The organism is Citrobacter sp. Cpo126 (assembly GCF_030332445.1).
In the GTDB taxonomy this organism is placed as follows: domain Bacteria; phylum Pseudomonadota; class Gammaproteobacteria; order Enterobacterales; family Enterobacteriaceae; genus Citrobacter; species Citrobacter portucalensis.
In genome coordinates, this window is sequence record NZ_JAOWHT010000042.1 from 218,092 (window position 1) to 228,753 (window position 10,662).

Annotated in this window: 12 protein-coding genes, 1 other RNA gene and 1 pseudogene; 5 read left to right on the top strand and 9 right to left on the bottom strand. The window is 50.9% G+C overall.

The window, feature by feature from the left end; genetic code table 11:
* Positions 1–2 precede the first annotated feature (2 nt).
* Positions 3–689 carry a gp53-like domain-containing protein gene (locus OGY17_RS20380; RefSeq protein WP_286608234.1) on the top strand — a complete coding sequence of 229 codons (687 nt, stop codon included), beginning with the start codon at positions 3–5 and terminating at the stop codon, positions 687–689.
* Between the two features lie 2 nt (positions 690–691).
* The gene (locus OGY17_RS20385; protein WP_286608235.1) at positions 692–1,165 is read left to right on the top strand and encodes a tail fiber assembly protein; all 474 of its coding nucleotides are present in this window, start codon (positions 692–694) and stop codon (positions 1,163–1,165) included.
* On the opposite strand, the gene OGY17_RS20390 is transcribed toward OGY17_RS20385, so the two are convergent.
* Both OGY17_RS20390 and OGY17_RS20395 read right to left on the bottom strand, forming a co-directional pair.
* Entirely contained in the window at positions 1,137–1,580 is a 444-nt protein-coding gene (locus OGY17_RS20390) for a tail fiber assembly protein (RefSeq protein ID WP_286608236.1), read from the bottom strand. The genes OGY17_RS20385 and OGY17_RS20390 overlap by 29 nt on opposite strands.
* A 4-nt stretch (positions 1,581–1,584) precedes the next feature.
* Entirely contained in the window at positions 1,585–1,884 is a 300-nt protein-coding gene (locus tag OGY17_RS20395; protein WP_286608237.1) for a gp53-like domain-containing protein, read from the bottom strand.
* Between the two features lie 125 nt (positions 1,885–2,009).
* Here OGY17_RS20395 and OGY17_RS20400 point away from each other — a divergent pair, with 125 nt between their 5' ends.
* Positions 2,010–2,564, top strand: a complete 555-nt coding sequence (locus tag OGY17_RS20400) for a recombinase family protein (RefSeq protein ID WP_286608238.1) — start codon at positions 2,010–2,012, stop codon at positions 2,562–2,564.
* Between the two features lie 45 nt (positions 2,565–2,609).
* Here the strand turns inward: OGY17_RS20400 and OGY17_RS20405 are convergent, their stop codons facing one another.
* Positions 2,610–2,852: a DinI-like family protein gene (locus OGY17_RS20405; RefSeq protein WP_115642623.1), complete on the bottom strand. Its 243-nt coding sequence runs from the start codon at positions 2,850–2,852 to the stop codon at positions 2,610–2,612.
* Positions 2,853–2,927: 75 nt separating this feature from the next.
* Here OGY17_RS20405 and OGY17_RS23370 point away from each other — a divergent pair, with 75 nt between their 5' ends.
* Together OGY17_RS23370 and OGY17_RS20415 are read left to right on the top strand one after the other, a co-directional pair.
* Positions 2,928–3,170 (top strand): DNA polymerase V, encoded by a 243-nt coding sequence (locus tag OGY17_RS23370; protein ID WP_502872515.1) that lies wholly within the window; start codon positions 2,928–2,930, stop codon positions 3,168–3,170.
* A 2-nt stretch (positions 3,171–3,172) separates the two neighbouring features.
* Positions 3,173–3,551 (top strand): annotated as a pseudogene (locus tag OGY17_RS20415) (HumD family translesion DNA polymerase).
* A 92-nt stretch (positions 3,552–3,643) separates the two neighbouring features.
* Here the strand turns inward: OGY17_RS20415 and OGY17_RS20420 are convergent.
* From OGY17_RS20420 to OGY17_RS20445, 6 genes are all read right to left on the bottom strand, one after another.
* Entirely contained in the window at positions 3,644–4,081 is a 438-nt protein-coding gene (locus OGY17_RS20420) for a hypothetical protein (protein WP_286608240.1), read from the bottom strand.
* An 18-nt stretch (positions 4,082–4,099) separates the two neighbouring features.
* The gene (locus OGY17_RS20425; protein ID WP_286608242.1) at positions 4,100–5,050 is read right to left on the bottom strand and encodes a hypothetical protein; all 951 of its coding nucleotides are present in this window, start codon (positions 5,048–5,050) and stop codon (positions 4,100–4,102) included.
* A 372-nt stretch (positions 5,051–5,422) separates the two neighbouring features.
* Positions 5,423–5,786, bottom strand: a transfer-messenger RNA (tmRNA) gene (gene ssrA / locus OGY17_RS20430).
* A 72-nt stretch (positions 5,787–5,858) separates the two neighbouring features.
* Positions 5,859–7,022, bottom strand: a complete 1,164-nt coding sequence (locus OGY17_RS20435; RefSeq protein ID WP_234610515.1) for a beta-barrel domain-containing protein — start codon at positions 7,020–7,022, stop codon at positions 5,859–5,861.
* Between the two features lie 7 nt (positions 7,023–7,029).
* Positions 7,030–9,216: a type I secretion system permease/ATPase gene (locus OGY17_RS20440; protein ID WP_234103740.1), complete on the bottom strand. Its 2,187-nt coding sequence runs from the start codon at positions 9,214–9,216 to the stop codon at positions 7,030–7,032.
* Positions 9,213–10,622 carry a TolC family outer membrane protein gene (locus OGY17_RS20445; RefSeq protein WP_286608245.1) on the bottom strand — a complete coding sequence of 470 codons (1,410 nt, stop codon included), beginning with the start codon at positions 10,620–10,622 and terminating at the stop codon, positions 9,213–9,215. Before OGY17_RS20445 ends, OGY17_RS20440 begins: the two co-directional genes overlap by 4 nt.
* Between the last annotated feature and the right edge of the window lie 40 nt (positions 10,623–10,662).

Genomic DNA, 10,662 nt, shown 5'->3' on the forward strand with positions numbered 1-10,662 from the left:
TCATGCACCGCATAGATACCGCAACCGCGCAGAAGGATAAATTCGGCGCGGGCAAGAACGGCTTTACCCGTGGAAACCCTCAGACCGGTACACCTGCTACCGATCTGGATGACGATTATTTTGACATGCTGCAGGAAGAGCTGGTGGGGGTGGTTGAGGCATCAGGCGTCACCCCGGACAAGGAAAAACGCGACCAGTTGCTGACGGCATTAAAAAAACTGCTCCTGAGCCGTTCAAATCCCTTTGGGGATATTAAAGCTGACGGCGCGGCGGCCATCGCCACTGCTCTCGCAAACCTTGGTTTGGGAAACCTCGGTTCGGCGTCAGGGCGAAATATAGGAAATGTAAACTCCTACGATATCCCTGACATGAGCTATTTCACCTTAACTGGAAAGGGTACCGACAACCTGCTTGTTAAAGGACCTAACGGTCTTATCATTCAGATATTCCGGCGTACTCTACCGAACAGCACCACTATCGGTATTCCGCAAACCCTTGCTGTTACATATCCAACGCCGTTCCCGGTAAATGTATGGGGCGTGTTTTGCACCAAAAGGACCTATGCACAAATTGTCACTTCGTGCGAAAGCGCCAATAGCACCGGATTTGATGCCGTGACCTGTCTCACCTCAGGGACAAGCCCGGATTCAAACAATTCTCAAGCCGTATTTCTGGCATTTGGATACTGATTATGACCGATAAAACCGAGCAAATAGTCAACCAGCCCCCAATACGTATCGATGGATATATCTGGGACGCAAAGAATATTCGTTTCCTGGCCTATCTGCTGAAACCTGAATACCAGGAAAGCGGTATGTGGCCTGAGAATGGCATAGATGTTTCTGATGAAGTATCAGCCGAATTTATCGGACAGCCGCCTGAAGGGAAAATACTTGGTGTAAACGGTAATGGTATGCCTGCATGGGTGGATATCCCTCCACCCACAGCAGAAGAGACTTTATCTGTAAATATGCAGAAAAAAAGTGCTTTACGAATTACTGCTGACACTGAAATTAGTTGGCGTCAGGACGCCGTTGATGCAGGGATTGCGACAGCTGAAGAGACTGCCGCCCTAGTTGAATGGAAAAAATACCGGGTACTACTGATGCGCGTTGATACCGCAAAACCCGTATGGCCTACCGCTCCGGGGGGACAGGCCAGTTAATATCTGGCGCGCTGGAAGTATCAATGGCGTCCAGTACATCCAGGTAATCCAGCATCAAATTGTACTGAGTTAGTTCATCGCCCTTAAGACGTCCAATCGCTGCTTTACCAGGCCACTGCTTACTGTTTATGTAATCATTGGCCTGAGCGATAAGCACCTGTCTGACTTTTTCCGCTTCGGCGATAAGTTCCTCTGTGCTCTTTAATGGCGCATCAATCCAGCAGGGCATCCCGTTAGCATCGGAACGTCTTATTTTCCCCTCAGGCGGTATTCCTGAATATTCAAAATATATTACGTCACTTACGCCGACAGGATCGGCAGGCCAAGACGACGCTTTTTCATAATCTGCCCGCAAAGCAACAGGATAAAATAGATTACTGGTCGGGCTAAAAACGTAATTAAATGTTTTATTCATAGTTTTATCTCCCGTACGCGATAAATCCATAATCGGCAATTGCCTGTGTCATTGATGAGTTATAAAGCGTGATCTGGTTTTTTCCGGTCCATTTAACTCCTACGCCAGCACCAAAGCCGGGAGCCAGCGCACCGGTATAAGGTACTACGGCAAGAATGCCGGAAGGGAACGGGAAAGGAAGTTCAATCACCTTTGCTTCACCCGCCGCCATTCCTCCTGTATTGCCTCCAATCCATTGTCTGATTAAACCAGAGGGTTCTTTGGCATAGCCGCTAAGGGACAACTGAGCCTCAAACGCTGACATATCAGGTATCTGATTTGCATCCGTACCAACATCACGTTTCGCCGCTTCTCTCAATTGAACCTTTTAGAAAATGCAGTTATTCCGCTCAGATGGCATGATCCCGGCTTTTTACAGGGGTATTTCTCATGCTCATCGGTTATGTACGTGTGTCAACAAATGACCAGAACACCGCATTGCAACGAAACGCACTGGAGTGCGCAGGATGTGAACTGATATTCGAGGATAAGATCAGCGGCAGAACGTCTGACCGACCGGGGTTGAAGAAAGTACTCAAGACTCTGTCTGAAGGCGATACGCTGGTGGTCTGGAAGCTGGATCGCCTCGGGCGCAGCATGCGGCATCTTGTTGGGTTAGTGGAGGAATTGCGGGAGAAAGGTGTTAACTTCCGGAGCCTGACGGATAGCATCGATACGAGTACGCCTATGGGGAGATTCTTCTTTCATGTAATGGGCGCACTGGCAGAAATGGAAAGGGAGCTTATTGTCGAACGCACCCTGGCCGGTTTAGCAGTCGCACGAGCAGAAGGGCGTATTGGTGGCAGGCGCCCAAAGTTTAGTGATGATGGGTGGGCCCAGATGGGGAGATTGATAAAAGGTGGCATGGACAGAAAGCAGGTAGCAATCATATTCGATGTTGGTGTTTCAACGCTGTATAAGAAATTCCCAGTAGGTGGTTCATGATTCCGCTACAGCACTTTTTAACATCAAGCCGTAGCGGACAGAATTTTATTCACTGACTAACCAGAACTCAGCCTCTTCAAACATTTCCTGAACCGTTCGGCTTATCTGTTCTTTCTCGTGCTTGCTGGCGTCAGTATTGATCGCCGGCAGTGTCATCATCGGTTTAACCCGAACATCAGCATCGGGGAAAATCCGGTGAACCCTCTTACTCAATTCGCCCAGAATGATATCTTTTGCACCGGGCAGACCATCAAAATTCCTTTTGTCATAAACGAGTTCCACGAACATTGCTCATTGCCTCTTTACTGGGTGGATATACAGTATTTATACTGTGTTTTTATCCAGTATTCAAGAGGGGGCGTAATGATGCCACGACGCAGCGATATTGAAATGGCCTGGTATGCTTCGATACAGCAGGAACCGAATGGCCGGAAGACAGTCACCACGCAGCGGTTTGTTCAGGAACTGGGCAAGGTTAACTGGCACTGGACGATGAAGCAGGCTAACGAATGGATCGAATGGTATGTGACAACATTCCGAGATGTATCAACGCAGGAAGGTGAGAACCGCACCTTTCAGCTGTTCAATCCAAACGGAGGACTATAGACATGGGCTTTCCTTCACCTGCGGCAGATTACGTTGAAACAAGGATCTCCCTCGATCAGCAGCTAATCAGTCAGCCCGCAGCGACTTATTTCATGCGGGCATCGCGTTCACATTTCAGGGAAGGGATAATCCAGGGGGGCGCTGCTTGTTGTGAACGCATCTCTTTCAGCCTGTGATGGCTCGCTGCTGATATGTGCGATAGATGGGGAATTCAGGATTAAGCGATATCGTACTCATCCCCAACCCCACCTGATTAATCTGGAGAACGGGAGGAGGGAGCTGCCCCCTATTGATGAGGATGGTTTCACGTTATTCGGAGTTATCACGTACATCATTAATGATGCCAGGAACGCGGAGTTTGATGACTGTCCTGTTATTTGATACAACTAAAATGTGTTTGCTTTTTGTTCAAAATGCATCAATTCAGTTAGCTGTAATGTTGTTTATTTCGACGAAAAATTAAGCTATCTAAGTTAAACATATGTAATTATTGATGAAAAATTCTTCCAGTTATAACAAAAAGTAATCACTGAAATGATCAGGTATGAAAATGACAACAGGAGAAAGAAATAATCAACGTTAAATTGAAGCACTTGAGGGGCAAACATTGAGATTAATGCGGATAAACATCCAGCGATTAAGGTGTTACCTGTGGAAAACAATCCTTTGATAATACCTTGTAGCACATTATTCTTTTTTAATGCCCCTATCAAGCCTTTTGAACTATCAAAGCTTGTAAGTAGCGTTAATGATGCCAAAATAAAGCCGAATAAAACACCAGCCACTGTAGAAAGAACACCTGCAGCTGAGATTATGGCAGTATGATCTAATTGGTAAAGATGCTTCCCGCCGAACACAGCAACAGCTGCAGCGATAATTGTCTTCAACAAAAAAACCATCCATTGACCCATTTTATGAATCCTATTAAATCAACTAGTTAGAAAATATCTGATAAGGTATTTACTGTTTTCTATTTTGGCCTGTAGCATGGCTGTCTTTACATCTGCATCAGTCGGATAGCCATCTTTCTGAATACTTACCATTTTTCTTACAGTTAACACTTCATCAACTAGATTCTTTTTTTTCCTTTCGCCTTGAGCAACAACATCAACTTTCTCAAATGATAGACCACCATTGCCTGATGGGAATTTTTCTAACAATTCCTTTATACTGGCTTTAACATCTCCTGTCAGCCATCCCCCCATTTTCTTTTTAAGTGGCGAATGTCCCCGGAGTGAAAGTGTTAAATGACTAGAGTCAGTCCCCTTAATCATGTTGATCATCTGTTGGGCAAGCATACCATCTAACTGGTAGTTAGTTTCATTGAAGTTTCTGGGGATAGCCAAAGAAATCTCACAGCTTTTTAGGTTTGAACCTGTTTCCAGTAATTCCTTAACGCTTTCCTCTTTCCAGATAGCTTCGAACGAAATTGAGGTTTGAACTGTGTTACAACTGAACAGTAAAAACGCTAGATCGCTATGTTTAGGACCTAAATGGTTTAGTGAAAGAACTAGGATGTCAATTGAAGGATAATAGATAAAATATGTCCTTTCTGACAGTGACTTAGCTCCTGCCAAAGGGATTTTTTCCTCTACCCATTGAGTGTCTGTGATGTATGCCAAGTTTGCGCTTTTGCGGCGTCTCGACATGAACCCAAAATAGTAATCGCCATCAGTTGGCTTTTCTATAAACTGAATTTTGAGTTCACGCTCTCTGAATTCTGCGTAATGAGCTTGACCTAATCCCTGAGCGCATTTTTGAAATAAATTCTCAAATGCACCTGCTGTCACACCTTTGTTGCTGGAACGGATGTTTTCAGAGCTGGTATAAAATCCTACTCTGATTGATTTGACATGATTCTCTTTCGCAGCCACAACCATTCCAAAACTCCGTGTAATAAAACATAACTTGGACTAAGCAAAACAGCGCAACCTTCCAGAGCTGCTTTGAACTTGAAAAAATATATCGAACTCAAGCCTACTGGTATTGATGATAACCATTTGTTTTCTTGAGTGTATCTACAATATTAGATCGGATAAGTGAAAGACGAAAGCTGTGTATTTATCAGGGACTAAAGCTAACTATTAATGCACTAACATAAAAAAGCCCGCATCAGCGGGCTTTCATGTCACTTGGGAGCCGCGGCTCCTTTGCGTATCCTTTTTTGTCTCCTCACCGTCTGGTCGGTGTCCTGCTGAGACTGCTAACTTCCTGTTTTTGCTAGTACTGTCCTAGCACTGTCCAATCATGATTGGTGGAGCTGGCGGGAGTTGAACCCGCGTCCGAAATTCCTACATCCTCGGCACTACATGCTTAGTCAGTCTTTACATTCGCCTGGCACCTGCGGACAGACACGCCACTACCAGACTAGCCTGATTAGTTTTAACGCTTCAACCCCAGGCAGGGCCTCCACGCGATCTCTTTTGGGTTTGACCTCTCTTTGATCCCCGTCTTAAGAGCGGAAGCTAGGGAGAGAGGGCTCAGAGCAGGTTATTAAGCTGCTAAAGCGTAGTTTTCGTCGTTTGCGACTATTTTTTTGCGGCTTTTTACGAGGCCAACCGCCCCTCGGCATGCACCTTGGGTTTCGCGAATCCCGTCGAATCCAGAATCAGCCCCAATGTGTTAGAGCAAGTATAACAGACTTGTGACACGCGTGACCAGCCCCCGCGACCCCTAATCCTCAAGGATTTAGCGTTCTCGCAGCGCTTCTTTTGCGCGATTAAACGGTTTGATTAAATAGTCGACGATGGTTTTTTCACCTGTTTTTATATCCACTGTGGCAATCATGCCAGGTACGATGGAGAAATGGCGTCCCAGTTTGTTCTGTAAGAAGTCCTGATGCGTGCGGATAAACACGCGGTAATAGAAGATTTCCGGTTTCACTTTGTCCTGAATGGTGTCCGGAGAGATGGTTTCGACTATGCCTTCCAGGCCGCCGTAAATGGCGTAGTCATAGGCGGTTATCTTCACCAGCGCCCGCTGGCCGGGATGGATGAACGCGATATCACGCGGCGACAGGCGGGTTTCAATCAGCAGATGATCGTCCAGCGGCACAATCTCCATCATCTCGCCGTTGGGCGGGATAACGCCGCCGATGGTGGTGACCTGGATGTTTTTCACAATACCGCGCATCGGCGCGCGTACGGTCAGGCGGGTGACGGAATCCTCGCGTCCTTTTAAAATCGCCGCCAGCATATCCACTTCGGCGTTGGCCTTTGACAGCGCTTCCCGCGCCTGCACGAAATATTGCGAGCGCAGGTCGGTGATTTTTAATCCCAGATCGCTTTTTTGTCGTTGTAGGCGCAGCACTTCTACGTGGCTGGCGGCACCGCTTTTCTCCAGCCGTTGGGTGATGGCCAGTTCTTTATTTACTGAGACCAGTGCATCTTGCAGTTCCACCATTGAATCCGCAAGCTGCGCGCGGCGGCTTTTATACAGGCGAGTTTCGGAGGCGATGAGATCCGGCCAGGCGCGCAGTGAATCGGGAAAGACCAGCGGCAGATCGTTAACTTCGGCATTAAGCCTTGCGCTGGAAGCCAGTGAGGCGCGATAACGGGCTGCACTCTCCCCAACGTTGGACTCAGAACGGGTGGGGTCGAGGCGGGCGACTATTTGATTGGCCTGCACTTTATCTCCCTCGCGTACCGTAAGCTCGGCGAGAATGCCGCCATCCAGCGACTGCAAGACTTGCTCTCGCGAGCTGGGGATCACTTTTCCGCTGCCGGTTGAGACTTCATCCAGCTTGCCGAAATATGCCCAGATACCCAGGACGGCAAACAGCAGCGTGCTGAGCAGAATAATACGGCTGGCCCCGGAAAAACGATGCTCGCGGCGGATATCGAGGTCGTCCATGGCGGCATCATGCGGATTGGTTTTCATTTTTCCACTCCCGACCGTGAGTTGGGGCGGGTGCCCGGCTCGCATTTAATGCCTGCGCTTTCGGGGCATCCATAACCAGTTGGCCTTCTTTTAATACCACCACGCGTTCGACCAGCTCCAGAACCGGTACGCGATGAGTGGCGACAATCAATGTGCGGTTGCCCAGCCACTGGTTCAGGCGCTGAATAAACTCCCGCTCGGTATGTTCATCCAGCGAGGCGCTGGGTTCGTCGAGCAGCACGATATTGGGCGATCGCAGCAGCATTCTTGCCAGCAGGATCGACTGCCGTTGTCCACCGGACAAACCGTTGCCGCCCTCCATAATGGGATGCGCCAGCCCTTTGGCGAGCTGTTTTACGAAAGCTGCCGCGCCGCTGACCTCCAGCGCTTCGAAGATCTGCGCGTCGCTGGCATGCGGTGCGCCGAGGGTCAGGTTCTCGCGCAGGGTGCCGAAAAACAGCCGCGCGTTCTGGCTAAGAAAACCGATGTTACGGCGTAAATCAGCCATATCGATCTGCGCCAGACTCAGGTTGTCGAGCCGGACATCGCCCTGGATAATCTCCACACCACCCGCCATGGCCTGCAGCAAGGTTGATTTCCCGGCACCGTTACGCCCGAGGATTGCCACGCGCTCGCCGGGCATGACCTCCAGGCGCGAGATGCGCAGCGGAACGCGCTGATCGTCGCTGTGGTAGCGAAAGTGTGCGTTCTCAAACAGATAATGGCCGTGAAAAATCTCCTGATGCACCCGGTCTTCGTCGTACTGCGTTTCGGTGGGAAGCTGCATGATGCTGTCTAACCCCATCTTCGCCGCCTTGACCTGTTGCCAGCGGGCCAGCACGCCGCACAGATTAGCCATTGGGGCAATCATTCTGGAACCGAGCATCGAAGCGGCCACCACGGCGCCGGTGGTCATCGTGCCTTCAATGACCATCGGCGCGCCGAACATAATGATCGCGGCGTAGACCAGGCTTTGTACCGACATGCCCCAGCCAATCAGCCCCTGAGTCAGCCTGCGCGTGCGCAGCCCGGACTCTCCGGTAATGCGGATGTAGCTGTTCCACTGCTGTAAAAAGCGGTTTTCCGCCTGCATCAGCTTGATGTCTTCCAGCCCCTGAACGCTCTCGACCAGCACCGCGTTGCGCAGGGTGGATTCATGGGCAGCCTGGTTGGCGAGCACCGCCAGTTTCTTCTGTAACAGCAAACCGGGCAGGATCATCAGCAGGGCAGCGACGGGAGCTATCCATGCCAGCGGCGGGGCGATAAAAGCCAGCACCACGATAAACAAAAAGAAAAACGGTAGATCGACAATGGTCGACATGGTTGAGGAGGTGATCATCTCGCGAACCTGTTCCAGCTCGCGCAGTTGAGAAATGAAGCTCCCCGTCGAGCGGGGGACGGCGCTGTTGCGCAGGCGCAATGCATGGCTGAACACGCGATCGGAAATGCGCATATCGGCACGTTTTCCGAGCAGGTCCATTATGTGGGTACGCGCTTCGCGCAGCAAAAAGCCAAACAGCACTGCCACCAGAACGCCAGTGGAGAGAACATACAGCGTTGGATAAGACTGGGCGGGGATCACCCGGTCATAAACCTGCATAGAAAAGATAATCCCGGCGAGCGACAGAAGGTTAATCAGAAAGGCGGCAATCATGACCGGCAGATAAGGACTAATGTCTTTTAACACCAGTTCGCGCATCCAGTCGGGCTTGAAGCGCGAAATATAGCGGTCTACCCGACTGTCCTTCAGCGCCGACAGCGGGCGTAGCGCGGTAATACTCACGATCTCCGGCAGAAGCTCTGCGACCGTGAGCCGGTTACGCTGGCCCTCTTCGGCGATGATAAACACATCCAGTGCATCTTCGCCGTTGAAATGTTCTATCACCATTAGCTGGCCGTCGCGCAGTTCCGCCACCACCGGCAGACGCCACTGACCGAACACCTGCGTGGCGGTATCCAGCGCATGAAATGACAGTCCCGCCTGACGCGCCAGTTGCGACAGGGCCGTTGCCCGGCTTTTTCCCGCAAACCACGGGGCGTTGGCCTGGATTGCGCCGGGAGAACAGGCCACGCGATAGTGATTGGCAATATGCGTCATCGCCTGCGCCCAGTGGCTAAGAGCGTGTTCGCTAATCGCATCTTTTGCATGTGAATCGAGGTCGCTCATAGCTTGATCTCCACCGATTGAATGCTGCGATTATTTAAGGCGAACGCCTGGCGAAGCGAGCCAGTGTTATAGAGGCAGTTCAGCTGGAGCTGGCGCAGCTGGTTTTGAGTCTGGAGTTCGGCAAAACGGGCCTGATACACCTCTTGCTCGGCGTTAAGCACGTCGAGCAGCGGGCGCGAACCGAGGTCCAGATACTGCTGTTGATAAAGCTCGCGCGTTTGTTCACTCAGTCGCTGCTGGCGGCGCAGAATCTGCAGGGCGGTGGCGAGGCTCATTGCCTGGCTGCGGGACTCCAGTAATTTTTGTCGTACTTCGAGTCGGGTGCGCTGGATGGAGTATTGTGCAGACTCTACCGCATGGCTGGCGGCGTTGCGCCTGGCGGTGAGTCCGCCCCCCTGATACAGCGGCATCTCAACTTTTACCCACGTGGAGTACTGGGTTTTGTCGAGCACCTCATGGCTGGGGTATTTGTCGTTGAGATAATGCTGCACCGACGGTTCCAAAGAGATGGTGGGCGTCATCTGCGCGTTGGCGTAATCGAGATTTGCCTGTGCCACATTCGCTTGTGCCCAGGCCGCCAGAACCGCGGGAACCAGTTTATCTTCCGGTTTGACCACATCGCAGCTGCTGTCCAGTTTGGCCGGGAATTCGTTGCTGATGCCGTTAAGTGAGTTCCAGCCGAGGTAACTCATCAATGTGGCCTTACTGCTGTCGAGATTGGCCTGATACTGCGCCAGCTGAGAACGTGCAGACTCGATACGCACATCGGTTTGCACCACGTCGGACAGCGAGGTTGCCCCTTCATCATTGCGTTGTCGGGTCAGTCGACCAATGTCGTTTAAGGCGGTGAGCTGTTCTTCGGCGGCGTCCACCATTTGCTGCCACGTCTGCACCTGGACTATCGCGTTGGCGGTTGCGTGGGCGATGGTATCAATACTGAGTAACACATTCGCCTGCTGTTGTGCGGCTCCGGCGGTCTCGGCGCGGACCTGGCTTGCGACTTTGCCGAAGTCGTACAGCATTTGTGACACCGAAATAACCAGCGCCGGGCTAAAGCCGTGGTCGGTATAGGTATTGCTGTAACCGTTATTCATTCCGGCAGAAACCTGCGGGTAATATTTCGATTTCGCCACGTCGATCTGTTCGTTTTGCGAAAGCAGTTTGCCGATCGATTCACGAATAGAAGGATGCCAGCTCACGGCACGACTTACCGCGTCGTTGAGCATCAGGTTGCCGGGGGCGGCAGCGCTCAGCGGCAGATCGGCAACCGCGCCGTCCAGCGAGGGAAGCATCTGGCTGGTGGCCAGTCCTTCCGGCGTAATAATTTGCGGTTCATCTTCGGCATTCACCCGCAGGGTACAGAGCGTTAATGCCAGAAGTAATGCAACAGGCGCGACATTTCTCATAGTTTATCCCTTACAAAATACGGCAGCGACGACTGTTATT